This is a genomic window from Croceibacterium ferulae, assembly GCF_003660445.1.
In the GTDB taxonomy this organism is placed as follows: Bacteria; Pseudomonadota; Alphaproteobacteria; order Sphingomonadales; family Sphingomonadaceae; genus Croceibacterium; species Croceibacterium ferulae.
The window spans coordinates 463020-477751 of sequence record NZ_QZVQ01000002.1 but is presented as its reverse complement, the minus strand read 5'-3'; the positions used below and the strand labels follow the sequence as shown (position 1 = coordinate 477751).

Below are 14732 nucleotides of genomic sequence, written 5' to 3'. Positions count from 1 at the left end.
AGCCGATCACCGACGCCAGCACAAGCGGCAACGGCAAAAAGTCCTGCGTCGACCTGACAGCTCCGACCAGGCCGCGCCGGGCGCTGCGCCGGAAGAGACCCCGAAGACGTATCGCTCCCGTTCTTCATGCCCTCCGACTGAGGTCGCGGCATTTTTGCTTCTTGCCTTGCCGGCGAATGCGTTACGTTCGGCGCGAAAGAACAAGGAATGGGGAGAGAGTGAGTGAGGCGGTCGATGAGGATCATGGCCATTATGCTGGCGAGCGGTGGCTGCGCCCAGATTCCGGATCAAACCGCGGCCGTGCAGGCTTCCGACGATCCGGCATCGCTTCAGCAGGCCCGCGCTGTCGCGGGTGAAAGGGCATCGGTGCAGCGGCTGCGTCTGGTCGATGTACCGGCGGCGGCAGGTCCGGCACGCGACCTGTTCAACGGTCGTGACCTGGCGGATTGGGGCGGTTGGCTCGGCTATCCTGATCCGGCCCTGACCTACCGGCAGGACCCGGCTGCGCGCCCGATCGGCACCGGCCGGGACATGTCCGATGACTTCGCGGTGCGGACTGTGGACGGCGCGCCGGCGATCTGGATCAAGGGGGAGACGTGGGGCAGCCTGGTGCACCAGGCCGACCTTGCCGATTACCACCTCCGGCTGGAGTTCAAGTGGGGTGAGCGGACTTACGCGCCGCGCCTTACCCAGCCGCAGAACAACGGCCTGCTATACCACACCCACGGCATGCCCGGCGCCGTCTGGGGCACCTGGTCGCCTTCCGCCGAGTTCGAGATCATGCGCGGTTCGACCGGCATGGTGGTGATGGTGGGCACGGAGCTGCGCGGCCGCACGACGGTCGGCTATGACCCCAGCCTGATCGAGCCGCATCTGCGCTACCAGCTGGGCGGACGCGAAGTGGACATGATCAACGGCACCCCGACCTGGAACGTCGAGGCGGCCACCGATGCTGAACGGCCGGTGGGTGAGTGGAACACGCTCGACCTCTACGTGGTGGGCGATCGCGCGGTCCACGTCGTCAACGGCGTTCCGGTGGCAGAGGTGAAGGATCTGGCCACGATCGCACCTGACGGCACGCGCCGGCCGCTTACGCACGGCCGAATCCAGCTTCAGTCGGAAGGGGCGGAGACCTGGTTCCGCAACATCACGGTAGAGCCGATCAAGACGTTGCCACGGATCGTCGCCGAGTAGATCCGCCGCAGCCTTCGCACAGGGCGGGGGCGGGGGGAGGGCGGCCGGACCCTCCCCCACCTCCATCAATGGCTCGGCGCGCGCACGACCTCGCCCGCACCCATGCCGCCGCGCTTGTCGCGGAACAGCAGCAGGAACGCCACCGCGGTGATGGCCGCGAAGCCGGCGGGCAGCAGCCAGAAACCGTGCCAGTCCGTGCCAAGCCCGTCGCCTGCGCCCACCTGGACGGCATTGGCGACGTTGCTGCCGATCAGGTAGCCGACACCCCAGGTCATCAGCGCCAGGAAGCTCTGTGCCCGGCTGCCGGCTTCCTTGGCGAAGTGGTTGCCGACCCAGATCGTCGCCGCGACGAACACGAAGTCGAAGCCCACGCCGTGCAGTGCCAGGCCGAGATAGACCAGCGGCTCGATCGGGCCGTCGGCGGTGAAGGCATTGGCGAAGATGAAGTAGCGCACGGCCCATGCCGCCATGCCGACGAACAGCACGCCCTTGATCCCGACCCAGCGGAAGAACAGCGGCAACAGCAGCACAAAGGCGACTTCCGACACCTGCCCGATCGTCTGCACGGCGGCAGGGTTGTCCATGCCGATATCGTCCAGGAACGGGTTGGCGTAGACGTTGTAGAACGAGAACGGGATCATCATCAGCATCGAGCAGACGATCAGCACCCAGAAGCTGCGATCGGAGGTGCGGATGGCATCCAGCCCCAGCAGTGCGCCGATCGAGACCTTGCCGCCGCCAGCCGTTGGTGGCGTATGCGGCAGGGTGAAGGAGTATAGGCCGTAAACCAGCGAAATGCCCGCCGCCAGCAGGATGGGCATGGCGGTCCGCTCCGCCTGACCGGGCAGGACAAAGCTGACCACCAGGCCGGCCACGATCCAGCCGATCGTGCCGAACACCCGGATGGCGGGAAACTGCCGCTCGCTGTCGCTCAACGCATTCAGCGCGATGGCATTGGACAGGGCGATCGTCGGCATGAAGGCCAGCAGCACGCCCAGCGTGGCCAGGAACATCAGCCCCGCATCCGCGCCGATCTGCGCCAGCGCGAACAGCAGCACGGCGGCGAACAGGTGCAGCACCCCCATCACCTTTTCGGCAGCGAAGTAGCGGTCGGCCACGGCCCCGACAAACAGCGGCGCGGCGATCGCCGCCCAGCCTTGCGCCGAATAGATCGTGCCGACCGAGTCCTGCAGCCCCGTCCGCGACAGATAGGTCGCAAAGGGCACGAACCACGCCCCCCAGGCCCCATATTGCAGGAACATCATCAGCGACAGCCGCGCCCGCGTGCCGTTGGTCATCCCGTTCTTCCTCCCCTTGTCGCCACCTGCCGTTCAACCGCCGGTGATCATTGATCGCGATCCAGTCCCAATATGCGCCGGTTGCGCGCCGGATCGGGGGCCGCGCCGGCGAAATCGTCAAACGCCTTCTCGGCCCGCCGGATCATATGCGCAGCGATGAAGGGCGCGCCCTCGGCCGCGCCCTGTTCCGGGTGCTTGAGGAAGCATTCCCACTCCAGCACCGCCCAGCCGCCATAGCCGTGATGCGTCAGTCGCGAGAAGATGCCGCCGAAATCGACCTGGCCATCGCCAAGCGAGCGGAAGCGCCCCGGCCGGTCGCCCCAGTCGGCATAGCCGCCATAGACGCCTGCGCGCCCCGTTGGCACGAATTCCGCGTCCTTCACATGGAACATGCGGATCCGCTCGTGATAGATGTCGATGAACTCCAGGTAATTCAGCTGCTGCAGGACGAAGTGGCTGGGGTCGTACAGGATGTTGGCGCGCGGATGCCCGTCCACCGCCGCCAGGAACCGCTCCCAGCTGATTCCGTCATGCAGATCCTCGCCCGGGTGGATCTCGTAGCAGAGGTCCACGCCGGCATCGTCGAATGCGTCCAGCAGCGGGCGCCACCGGCGCGCCAGCTCGGCGAAGCCTTCCTCCACCAGCCCGGCAGGCCGCTGCGGCCAGGGATAGACGGTGTGCCACAGCAGCGCGCCGGAAAAGGTCGCGTGCGCATCGAGCCCCAGCCGCCGGCTGGCCTGCGCGGCGAGCCGCAGCTGCCGGCACGCCCATTCGGTCCGCTCCGCCGTCCGGCCATGCAGTTCCGCCGGCGCGAAGGCGTCGAACAGCGTATCGTAAGCGGGATGCACGGCCACCAGCTGGCCTTGCAGATGCGTCGAAAGCTCGGTGATCGCGACCCCGGCCTCGGCACAGATGCCCGCCACCTCGTCACAATAATCCTGGCTTTCGGCCGCGCGTTCCAGATCGAACAGCCGCGCATCCCATGTGGGGATCTGCACCCCGACATAGCCGAGATCGCCTGCCCACCGGGCAATCGCCGGCAGGCTGTCGAACGGCGCCGCGTCGCCCGCGAACTGCGCCAGGAAAATGGCTGGTCCCTTCATGCCCTTGTGTCCTCCAGATCGATCCAGCGCCCGTCATCCTCGCTGCTGGCATGGGCTGCGGCGATGAACCGCATCGCACGCATTCCGGCTGACAGGCTGGCATAGCACGGATCCGCCGGGGCATCGCCGCGCACAGCCAGCGCAAAATCTTGATAGATGTTCGCGAAGGCTTCCAGATATCCTTCGGGATGGCCTGCTGGCGTGCGGATCACACGGCTGCCCTGCGGGGCGAGATAGGGGCGGTCCGCCCCGGCCGTCCAGATCTCCTCCGGCCCCGCCCTTCTGGCGACGCGCAGAACATTGGGATTTTCCTGCTCCCAATGCAGGCCAGCTTCCTCGCACCAGATCGAAATCGCCAGCCCGTTGGCGTCGCCCGCGCAGACCTGGCTGGCGACAAGCGTCCCGCGCGCTCCGCCCGCAAGATGGAACATCGCCGCGCCATCATCGTCGAGCGTGCGCCCGGGCACTGCGGCACGCAGTTCGGCCGACAGCCGCACCATCCGTTCGCCCGCGATCGTTTCGACCAGGTTGAAGGCGTGCGTGCCGATGTCGCCGAATGCGCCCGCCAGACCGGATCGCGCCGGGTCCACCCTCCATTCGGCCTGCTTGCCCACCGCATCTTCGGCCCGCGCCAGCCACCCCTGGGTGTAGCGAACCGCAACCCGCCGGATCGCGCCAAGCGCGCCGCCGGCAACGAGTGCCCGGGCCTGACGTACCATCGGGTAAGCGGCATAGGTGTGGGTCACGCCGACCAGCCCGCCTGTTTGCGCGGCAGCCGCGGCGAAGGCCTCCGCAGCCGCAATTGTATCGGTCAGCGGTTTGTCGGTCAGGACCGGCAGCCCGGCCTCCAGCGCCGCGATGGCAATCGGCGCGTGCAGGTGGTTGGGCGTGACGATCGCAATGAATTCTGCCCGCTCCGCCGCATCCTTGCGTGCCTCGCCCTCGATCAACGCCTGCCAGCTCGCATAGGAGCGGTCGGCCGCCAGGCCCAAAGCCTCGCCCGAGCGGCGAGCCCGCTCGGCATCGCTGGAGAACGCGCCTGCGACCAGCCGGCAATTGCCCGCGATCGCTGCCGCAGTCCGGTGAACCGGACCAATGAACGCTCCTTCGCCGCCACCCACCATGGCAAACCGCACCGGCTCCACGGCGTCAGCCCTTGATGGGATAAGGGGAGGGGCAGGCCTGCGTCGAAATCTGCGCGTCCCGATTGCTGGAGCCCGCCCGAGCCCGCGCGAGCAAGCGGTCGCCTGCGCGGCGCAAGACCTGCCTTCTCGTGGTCGCCATCGTTCATCTCCTCCTATCGGCGGCGCAGCGTTGCTTGTCGTCACCGTTGTTGTCGCCATCCTTTCTCGCCGCCGGCCGACATGCAAGCGGAGAAAACACCCGGCAATCGCGCGGAGTGCGTCCTGTCAGGCCGCTGGACGCGAACAAGCGCGTCGCTTTCTGCCGCTCAGGAGCGCTTCTGCGTCAGGGCGCCAGCCGGACCAGCTTGTTCCGGCTGGTGGCGCCGCGCACCAGCTCCAGCGCAGATGCGGGCTGGTCGAGTGCCTTGGCAAGCAGCCGCAGGACTGCCTCGTTTGCCTTGCCGTGCTCGGGCAAGGCTGTGGTCCGAACAGCAAGCGGCCCTCCCGCTGCAGGCAGTATTACCGCGTCGGCGGAGGCTCCGGGTGTTACGCGCACTTCCAGACATCCGCGCATGTCGACCAGCGCCCATATCTCCGCCGTGGAAGGCATGCTGGACCGCGGACGTGCCATCAGCGCTTGCGGACGAACTCGGCCCGCAACACCAGGCCCTTGATCCCTTCATAACGGCAGTCGATCTCCTGCGGATCGCCGGTCAGGCGGATCGACTTGATAAGCGTGCCACGCTTCAGCGTCTGGCCGGCACCTTTGACATCCAGATCCTTGATCAAGGTGACCTGATCTCCGTCTGCCAGCAGATTGCCGACCGCGTCGTACACCTGCACCTGATCGGCGAGCTGGCGTTTCGCGGCCAGCTCGGCTGCTGGCATCCACTCTCCGCTATCCTCGTCATAGATATAGTCGTCGTCGGACATGCCGCCTCCTGCTCGATCTTCGTGGTCGGCAGGGCCGTACTCCTCGTGACGCGAGGTTTCCATGTCGGACCGACGGAGAGGACAGGCAGGAGTGACCTGCCGGTAGCTCGTCCGCGGCCGGCGCCGCGCCGAGCTATCGGCGTCCCGGGTTATCAACGACGAGCGTCAAGCCGGCACGAAGGGAGCCCCCGGTTCTGCCGAAGCGATAAAGCTGCCGGTCACTCGCCGCTCGAACGGCTTGGTCAGGACACTCGAGACCGCGATGTAATCGGCCCGCGCCTGCTCCGGCGTCAAGGTCACCAGAGCATAGCCCTTCGTGTCCTGATCGCAGAACAGCACCTCCTCGTTCGCGGCGGCCAGCAGGCGTCCGATGCCCGGCAGCAGCGAACCGTAGGACGGGCTCGTGATCGCCGTGCTGCCGACCTCTATCCCAACGAGCCGGCCGCCCGCATCGTGGAGGTTGTTGGCCCAGGAGGCATGGCTGTCCCCCGCCAGCACCAGCGGGCGGGTGCCGGCGCGCTGGAAGGTGGCATACAGCCGTTCGCGGGCATGGGGGTAGCCGTCCCAGCTGTCGAGATTGAACGGCAGGCCGGCGCGATAGCCGGCGATCGCCTGGTCGATCCGTGCGCGATACGCCTCCGGCATCTTCGCGCGCAGGGCGGCATAGCCCGCCGCGCCCAGCTGCGCCTCCAGATCCGGCCCGGCGACCCGCGCCATCACCACCTGGTTGCCCAGCACTTGCCACGGCTTGCCAGCACTGACGGATGCGGCGAGCACGCCTTCCAGCCATTGGCGCTGCTGCTCCCCCAGAAGCTCGCGCCCGGGCTGCTCGCGTACGGCCAGCAGCGCGGGGACCTGCTCTGCCGCGGGCACGTCGCCCTTGGGCGCGGCCTGCTCGTCGCGGGCGACGAGCCGAGTTTCCACCATCGCCAGGGTGGCGAGGGCGCCGAACTCGAAGGTACGGAAGATCGCCTCGGGCGCGCGCTCCGCCTCCGGATCGCGGATCGGCATCCATTCGAAATAGGCCTGCATGGCGGCTGCCTTGCGCGCGGCCCAATCGCCCTCCGTCTCCGGCTGGTGGTTCTCCGCCCCGGACAGCCAGCCATCATTCGCCACTTCGTGGTCGTCCCACACGCAGATGAAGGCGGCGCGGGCGTGGGCAGCCTGCATGTCCGGATCGGTCTTCACCTGCGCATGGCGCCGGCGATAATCGTCCAGGGTCACGATCTCGTGCGGCGGATCGGGCAGGCGGCCGAGCCGCCGGCCGATCTCCGCGCCATAGCCGTCCGCCCCATATTCGTAGATGTAGTCGCCCAGATGCACCACGGCATCCAGCCGGGGCAGGGCGGCCATGTCGGCATAGGCGTTGAACAGCCCGCCGGAATAGAGCTGGCACGAGGCGACCGCCAGGACCAGCTCCGCCACGGCGCCGACCGGCAGAGTGCGGAACTGCCCCGTGGGGGACTGCTCCCCGACAGGACCGGCAAAGCTGTAGTGGTATTCGTGTCCCGGCTGCAGCCCGGTGACGACCACCTTGGCCGTGTGGTCGGCGCTGCTCCTGGCGAGCACCTCCCCCGTCGCGACCGGCTCCCCACCTTCGCTGCGGGCCACGGCCCAGGTGAGCGCAATGTCCCCCGCATGGTCACTCGGGGCCGTGGCGCGGGTCCACAGGACCGCGCCATCCGCTGCCGGATCCCCGCTCGCCACGCCATGCGCGAAGGTGATGGCAGGCGTCGTCGCCTGCGCGCCCACGGCACCGGGTACCGCCAGTGCCGTGCCCGATCCCAGCAGCGCCAGTACGCCGCGACGGTTCATCTCCATGGTCGTGTTCCTCAAAACAGCCGGGCGGTCGCTTCCACGCCGTAGAAGCGCGGTTCGGCCGGAATGAAGGTCGGGACGCCGAAGCCGCCGCCGGTGTTGCCGGCGTCCAGCAGGTAATCCCGGTCAAAGGCGTTGCGGATGAAGCCGGCAATCTCGAAGCGGTCGTCGGCGAAGCTCACACCAGCCCGCGCATTGACCAGCGTGACCGGGCCCTGGCTCAGCAGCGCGCTGTTGGGCAGTTCGAAGAACAGCTGGCTGCGATAGGTGACGGATGGCGTGGCGAACAGGCGCATGCCGTTGCCCAGATCGCGGTCGATCGTAAAGCCGGCCGCCGCCTGCCACTTGGGCTGCAGGCGGAAGCGCGCGCCGGCGAAGCTGGAGGCAAAGCCTTCCTCGTCGTCGATCTGTGCATCGATATAGGCGCCGTTGGCGAACAGGTTCAGCCAGTCGGCCGGACGCACGGAGAGTTCCGCCTCCACACCCAGATTGCTGGCCGATCCTGCGCTTTCGGTCCTGCTCGATCCATCGGGCTGCGTCACGCTGACCTGGAAGCCGTCATACATCTGGTAGAACACGCCCAGCGTGCCGGACACGGTGCCGAAGGCCAGCTTGGCCCCGGCCTCGTAGTTCCACACCGTCTCTTCCGGCACCAGCTGCAGGTTGCGCGCCGGCACGCCGCCGACCCGTGCGGCGCTGACCTGCACCACCGGCGACCGGCGGCCCTTGGACACGGTGGCGTAGAGGTTCACCTCGTCCGTCGCGCGGAACAGCACGTTCATGCGCGGCAGCCACGCATCGTAACTTTCCTCCGCCTCGAACACTTGGCCGCCGGTATCGACTTGCCCCGGTACCAGCGAGGCGGCGAGACTGGGCAGCGCGGCGAGCAATTGCGCACGGATGGCGGCCGGCAGCAGGGCCGGCAGGCGCGGCACGGGCACGTTGGTGGTGTAGCTGGAGCGGCGGTCTTCCCACAGATAGCGCAAGCCGCCCGTCACCTCGATCCGGTCCCCGACCAATGCCGTCAGGTCAGCGAAGACCGAATAGGCATCGTTCTGCCCGCGGTTCTCGAAATAGGAGGTGTAGGGGAGATCCGTCAGCGCGCCGCCGGTGAACAAGCCGGTCAGTGCCGCGCCTGGAACAGACCCATCGGGTGCCACGCAGCCGACACCTGGCACCACCGGCTGGCCGGTCTGGCTGAACACCAGGCAATTGATGAACACGCCTTCTTCCGTGGAGAAGGGCACGCCCTGATTGCCGTCTTCGGTGAAGTAGTTCCAGCCAAACGATCCCCGGAACACATCGCCCGCATAGGCGAAGCGCCCTTCGTGGCTGAACTGCCAGCCTTCCGCCAGTTCGCCGAATTCGAGGAACGGCGCGGCGGAACCGTCGGCATCGAAGACCTCGTCACTGTCGAATTGGCGGTAGCCGTTGACGGTGGTGAAGGCGAACTCGTCATTGATCTGCCAGGTCAGGGAGCCGTTGAGATCGTAGACCTCGCGCTCCAGTCCCAACTCGGCATTACCCAGATGCTCCGCCGAATAGGGCGATCCGCCCAGGTTGGCATCGCCGAACGGATCGCCGGGGGGCAGCCGGCGCGAGATGAACGGCGTGCCGCTGTTGCGCTGCCGGTCGAACGTGCCGATCACGTCCACGGTCAGCGCATCGGACGGAGTGAAGCGAAGGGAGGCGCGGACACCGAGGTTGTCGCGCGCATACAGGTCGTCCTGCGTGGGCGAGAGATTGTTCACATACCCGTCGCGCTTGCGCCATTCGAATGCCACCCGGCCAGCGATCACGTCGGTGCCCGCATTGACGAAGCCGGTCAGCAGCGTGGCGTCGTAATTGCCGTACCCTCCGGTCAGTTCGGCCGAGTACCCTTCACGCGGGCGCGCCGAGACGAGGCTGATCGCGCCCACGGCGCTGGCGGTGCCGAACAGGGTCGCCTGTGGCCCCTTGATCACCTCGACCCGCTCCAGATCGTAGATCGACTGGTAGCTGCCGCGCGAGCGCGAGATGTCGACGCCATTGTAGTACAACGTGACGCGCGGACCCTGCTGGGCGGAACCGGAGTCCGAGGTGACGCCGCGGATCACGATGCCCGGATTGTTGGCGCTCTGTTCCTGGATGTTGAGGCCGGGGACATAGTTCGACAGCTCGTCCAGATCGGTGACGCCCAGTTCCTCGATCCGCTCCCCGGTCAGGGCCGAGATCGTGATCGGCACGTCCTGCGCCCGCTGCTCGATCTTCTGCGCGGTGACGATGATGTCGTTGCCGGCATCGCCCGCACCGCTCCTGTCCTGCGGAGCGCCGCTGCCATCCTGTGCTTGAAGCGGGACGGCGACCAGGGCGGTGGTCAACAGGAGCGGCAGGCGAACGGCGCGGCACAACAACATGGCAGGTCCTCAACGATGGGTTGAGCGCCCGCTATCTGCGGCGTGTGACCACGCGCAGTCATTTGTGTGACATATTCATTAACTGGCGTTGCACAGGCGCATCACCTGCAATCCACAGCTGTCGCGCTCGCGCGCTTGCCGCCCATTCTGCGCGGGAGAGTCAGGGGGGCCGGTCAGTAGTTGACGTAGTAATCCTTGCGGAAATCCTCGCCGCCAAACGCTCGCCGCATCGTCCAGGCCAGCGGTGCATCGGTCCAGTAGGCATGGGTGGCGGGCAGCCCCATGGCGATCAGGCTTTCGGACGCGATATACATGCTGCCGGCGTTGGAATAGACGTCGCCCAGCGTGGGCTGGTGGCGGGCGAAGCCGATCGTCAGGAAGCCGTCGGCATTGAAGTTGCTGGGGTCGGCAAAGACGCGCCGCTGCGACGCCATCGTCGCGGCGCGCACCTGACCCGGCGGCAGCGATCCCGGCAGCTTTCCCAGCCAGGCCAGCTGCCCCAGCGGTTGATGCACGGCGGTGCGGTAGGTCAGCGAGCGGCCGATCGCCGCGTAGGCGCCATCGGGGCCGATCAGCCGCTCCAGATGTTCGCAATAACGCTGCTCCCGCCGGATCGCGAGCTCCAGCTGTTCCGGCAGGTTTACGGCGTTCATCCGCACATTGCCGGCCACCAGCGTCGTCAGGATCTGCACCAGCATCGGCTGGATGACGTAGCTGTTATAGTAATCGAAATGAAAGTCGGGCCCGTCACCGTACCAGCCATCGCCCACATACCACTCCAGGAACTTGCGGACCGCCAGGCTGACCCGGATCGGATCCCACGCTTCCCCGATGGAGAGCAGGAATGCCTCGTTCATGGCGGCGAACAGGATCCAGTTGGTGTAGGGCGGATCGATGGTGCGCAGCCCCTTGATCTCGGCGACGATGCGCTGCTTCGTGGCGGCGGATAGCGGGCGCCACAGGGTGTCGGGCGCGCGCAACAGGGCGCTGGTCAGGTAGGATGAATCGACCAGCACCTGCCCTTCGCCCTTCCAGGTCAGGTAGTCCGGGCTGGCGGGATCGACCGCATGCTCGATGCTCTGCAGCGCCTTATCGCGCAGCCTGGCGCGCAGTTGCCCTTCGGCGGAGGAATCGTCCGGCAGGGCCAGCCAGGGCGCAATCCCGTCCAGCAGGCGGCCGAATGCCTCCAGATAGCTGACGCCGATATTGCGTCCGTCCCAGGTGGGGCTGACCTCCGGTGTCCATTCCTGTCGCAGGCGTCCGCGCGCCATCCGGCTCAGCACCGGTTCGGCCATGCGCTGCAGCAGGTCGAGCGAGAAGGCGCGGTCGGCCGCGCCATCCGGCAGCGGCATGTCCGGCGTCCAGTGGCTGGTCGACCCGGACCGGGCCTGAGCCATCGTCAGGCCAGCGCTGCCGACCATCGCGGCACCGATGGCGGCGCCCCCCAAGATCTGCCGACGATCAAGCATCTCTGTCCTCCCTCAGCCCGGCTGGTAAGCCAGATCGGTCATATCACTTTAATCTCCGCGGTCAGCAGACAACAGCTCTGTGACAAAAGCAAGCGGGTCAGCGACAATCATCCAGATTGCATCCGGCCAGCGTCTGTTTCCCAATATTCCAACGATTTGTTGCTTACGCGAAGAAAGATGCAGCCGAGCACCAGGATTGCAGAAGTTGATCTCGCATGTGCAAGAAGGCGAATATTGGAGACTGCCTCTGGCGAGTGATTGACTCGGGCAAATACTTGTATGATAATTTGTCATCCAGCACCGCAGAATAGCGGGCGGACCGGAGAGGTGGGCACCATGAAAGTTTCGGTAATCAGTGGGATTTCGTGCGCGGCGATGGCTGCGGCGCTCTACGCTACGCCCGCCGCGGCGCAGGCGAACATGCCGGCCGGGACCGAGGCCGGAACCGCCGCATCAGCCGGCGACCAGACGGCTCCGCCGGATGCAACCACAGCCGGCACGGATGCCGGCGCGGAGATCGTCGTAACCGGGTTCCGCAGCAGCCTGGCCCAAGCGGTGGAGCTGAAGCGGGAGGCGATCGTCTTTCGCGATTCGATCGTCGCCGAGGATATCGGCAAGTTTCCCGAAGCGAACGTCGCGGACTCGCTGCAGCGCATTCCTGGCGTGATCCTGTCCCGTGATGGCGGCTCGGGCACCAACGAAGGCCAGCGCGTCGAAATCCGCGGCCTCAGCGCCGACTTCGTCGTGACCACGCTCAACGGTGCGCCGGTCCGTACGACCTCCGCCGGAAGCGTCGGCAGCTCAAGCCGCGCCTTCAACTACGACGTTTTCCCATCCGAACTGTTCGGCCGCGTGGATGTCTACAAGTCGCCGCTCGCAAGCCTGGAAGAGGGCGGCATCGGCGGCAATGTGGACCTGCAGACGCCGCGTCCGTTCGACAGCGATGAACGCGTCATCCGCTATACCGCGCAGTACAACTACAATACCCAGTCGAAGAAATGGCGCCCACGCGGATCGCTGCTGCTCAGCGACACATGGGGCAATTTCGGCGCCCTGCTCGGGGTTGCCTATGCGCAGACCGTCAACGAGCGTTCCGGCTTCCAGTCGACCGGGGGCACGAACTCGTCAGCGCTGGGGCGTCGCCCTTACTACGGGACCGCCGCCAACCCGGTTGCGCCCAACACCAGCGGACCGTTCCAGTTCGAGCTCGACCTCGATAATCCGCTGGCCAATTTCGGCAGCCTCACCCGGGATCAGGTCGCAAATGCGCAGATGCCGCGCTTCTACCGCGTGTACACATCGAATACCGAACGCGAACGCCTGGGTTTTGTGGGATCGCTCCAGTACAAAAGCGACCGCTTCGAAGCGAGCGTCGACGGCATCTATTCCAAGCTGACCGACCAGATGGACGAGTTCACCTTCGGTGTCCCGGTCCGCAGCACGCGGACCGCCCCGGGGACCACCGACATTCCGGGTCGCGGCACCAATTCAGGCATCATCCCGCTCGATGTCAGCATCGACGAGTACAACAACCTGTACGGCCGGTTCGGCAACACCAGCATCATCGCCGAGAGTTTCTTCCGCGATTTCGAGACGGAGTACAAATATGTCGTCGCGCGCGCAGTCTATGACGCGACCGATACGCTCAAGCTGTCCGCACAGGGCGCGATCAGCGACAGCGATGCCTGGCAATCCGGCAACCGCCTCGTGTCGAACATCTATGGTATCGAGACCACCTATGATCCGACCGTAGACATCACCTATCCGACGATCTCGTCCCCCGTCGACTTCACCGACCCGTCGCTGTTCCGCGATCCCTCGCTGGGCTTCTCCCTCCAGCAGGAACGCGACCGGGTCAAAAGCGTCCGCGCGATGGCAGACTACACGGCCATCGATACAGGCGCGGCCTCCGTCGTCTTCAAGCTCGGCGGCAGCATCGTCTCCAGTGTGAAGGAGCGGACCTCTCAGGACGGCTCGGCCATTGCCCGGGGCATCCAGTTGCCGAACGGCGGAACCGTCGGCACCAATCCGGCGGACGTGTTCGCCTACATGGATCCGTTCGTGCAATATGGGGAGCTGCGCAATGGCGGCAACAGTGGGTACCCGTCCAGTTTCGCCACCTTCCCCCGCTCGCTCGTCATGGACACGCTGGCGGCCAATGACTCAAACCGCCAGGCGCCGCTTCAGTTGAACGCGACCTATGAAGCCGAAGAGCTGGTGAAGTCCGCCTTCTTCGAAACCACCTTCAAGTTCCCGATCGCCGGGCGCGAGCTGCGCGGCAATGTCGGCCTGCGCTATTCCGACACCAAGACGGTCATCGACAATTTCACCAATATCGGCGGGACCTTCACGCCCAACAACAGCGAAGGCGGTTATGACAACTTCCTGCCTTCCATGAGCCTCGCCTTCGACATTACGCCGGAACTGCTGCTGCGCGGCGCCATCGGCAAGACGGTCACCCGCGGCGCGCTGAACGACATCGCCGGCAGCATTGTGGTGCCGAACTTCTTCAACAATGCCGTCACCGTGGGCAATCCGAACCTGCGCCCTCAGGTGGCCACAAGCTACGACGCCGCGCTGGAATGGTATTTCGCGCCCGGCGCACTGCTGAGCGTGGGTGTGTTCAAGAAGGATATCACCGACCGCCCGACCGCCATCACGCAGGACATCCCGTTTGCCGAAGCCGGCCTGGACGCCAGCTTCTTCAGCTGCGCGGCGTTCGGCGGCGGGACAGGAACCTGTACGCTCGAAGAGATCAACGCCCTGACCAACGGAAATCCTGTGGTCAGGCGAACCATCGTCGAGAACTCGGCGGAGCTGTCGCTGAAGGGGCTGGAACTGGCATACCAGCAGAACTTCACCTTCCTGCCGGCGCCGTTCGACGGCCTGGGCATCACCAGCAGCTTCACCCTCATCGATCAGAATCAGGAGGGGAACAACAACTTCAACTTCGTTCTGACCAACGGGGACATCATCTCGCTGCAGTCGGTTCCGGAATACACCTACAGCATCACCGGGTTCTACGAGAATGGACCCTTCGCGATCCGCGGGTCGTACAATTACCGGGCAAAGACCGGTGGCGCGCAAGTGAACAATGGCAGCGACGAGATCAACTTCTTCGCCCCACAGGGCTATCTTGACGCCACCATGTCCTACGAGATCAATGATCTGATCGAGCTGCGCATCGATGCCTTGAACATCACCAACGAAAACGCGTTCAACTACTTCGAGAATCCGCAGCAGCCGAACGGCAAGACGCACCGCGACAATTCGTTCTTCAACGGCACGACGATCGCCTTCGGCGTTCGCGGCAGGTTCTGATCACCTGAGTGGCGCCCGGCCGTGGTGCCGGGCGTCCTGTCGCCCTCTGCCGCCAGACGATGCCTGTTGGTCCTGG

At 66.0% G+C, this 14732-nt stretch carries 10 protein-coding genes; 2 read left to right on the top strand and 8 right to left on the bottom strand.

Annotated elements, in window-relative coordinates; all coding sequences use genetic code 11:
* Nucleotides 1-243: 243 nt before the first annotated feature.
* Complete coding sequence (locus D5S08_RS02975; RefSeq protein WP_241557180.1) at nucleotides 244-1194, top strand: 3-keto-disaccharide hydrolase; 951 nt, start codon at nucleotides 244-246, stop codon at nucleotides 1192-1194.
* Between the two features lie 65 nt (nucleotides 1195-1259).
* Here the strand turns inward: D5S08_RS02975 and D5S08_RS02970 are convergent, their stop codons facing one another.
* The 8 genes from D5S08_RS02970 to D5S08_RS02935 form a co-directional block, all read right to left on the bottom strand.
* Nucleotides 1260-2492 carry an MFS transporter gene (locus D5S08_RS02970; RefSeq protein WP_121115311.1) on the bottom strand — a complete coding sequence of 411 codons (1233 nt, stop codon included), beginning with the start codon at nucleotides 2490-2492 and terminating at the stop codon, nucleotides 1260-1262.
* Nucleotides 2493-2539: 47 nt separating this feature from the next.
* Complete coding sequence (locus D5S08_RS02965) at nucleotides 2540-3595, bottom strand: sugar phosphate isomerase/epimerase family protein (protein WP_121115309.1); 1056 nt, start codon at nucleotides 3593-3595, stop codon at nucleotides 2540-2542.
* Complete coding sequence (locus tag D5S08_RS02960) at nucleotides 3592-4740, bottom strand: Gfo/Idh/MocA family protein (protein WP_241557179.1); 1149 nt, start codon at nucleotides 4738-4740, stop codon at nucleotides 3592-3594. Before D5S08_RS02960 ends, D5S08_RS02965 begins: the two co-directional genes overlap by 4 nt.
* Before the next feature lie 322 nt (nucleotides 4741-5062).
* On the bottom strand, nucleotides 5063-5293 hold the full coding sequence (locus tag D5S08_RS02955; protein ID WP_338322933.1) for a DUF167 domain-containing protein: 231 nt from the start codon (nucleotides 5291-5293) through the stop codon (nucleotides 5063-5065).
* Between the two features lie 56 nt (nucleotides 5294-5349).
* Entirely contained in the window at nucleotides 5350-5652 is a 303-nt protein-coding gene (locus D5S08_RS02950) for an alkylphosphonate utilization protein (protein ID WP_121115305.1), read from the bottom strand.
* A 165-nt stretch (nucleotides 5653-5817) separates the two neighbouring features.
* Entirely contained in the window at nucleotides 5818-7473 is a 1656-nt protein-coding gene (locus tag D5S08_RS02945) for an alkaline phosphatase D family protein (protein WP_121115303.1), read from the bottom strand.
* 11 nt (nucleotides 7474-7484) lie between these two features.
* Nucleotides 7485-9866 (bottom strand): TonB-dependent receptor, encoded by a 2382-nt coding sequence (locus tag D5S08_RS02940; RefSeq protein WP_121115301.1) that lies wholly within the window; start codon nucleotides 9864-9866, stop codon nucleotides 7485-7487.
* 173 nt (nucleotides 9867-10039) lie between these two features.
* Complete coding sequence (locus D5S08_RS02935) at nucleotides 10040-11335, bottom strand: DUF2264 domain-containing protein (protein ID WP_241557178.1); 1296 nt, start codon at nucleotides 11333-11335, stop codon at nucleotides 10040-10042.
* 375 nt (nucleotides 11336-11710) lie between these two features.
* On the opposite strand from D5S08_RS02935, the gene D5S08_RS02930 reads away from it, so the two are divergent.
* On the top strand, nucleotides 11711-14656 hold the full coding sequence (locus D5S08_RS02930) for a TonB-dependent receptor (protein WP_241557177.1): 2946 nt from the start codon (nucleotides 11711-11713) through the stop codon (nucleotides 14654-14656).
* Nucleotides 14657-14732 lie beyond the last annotated feature (76 nt).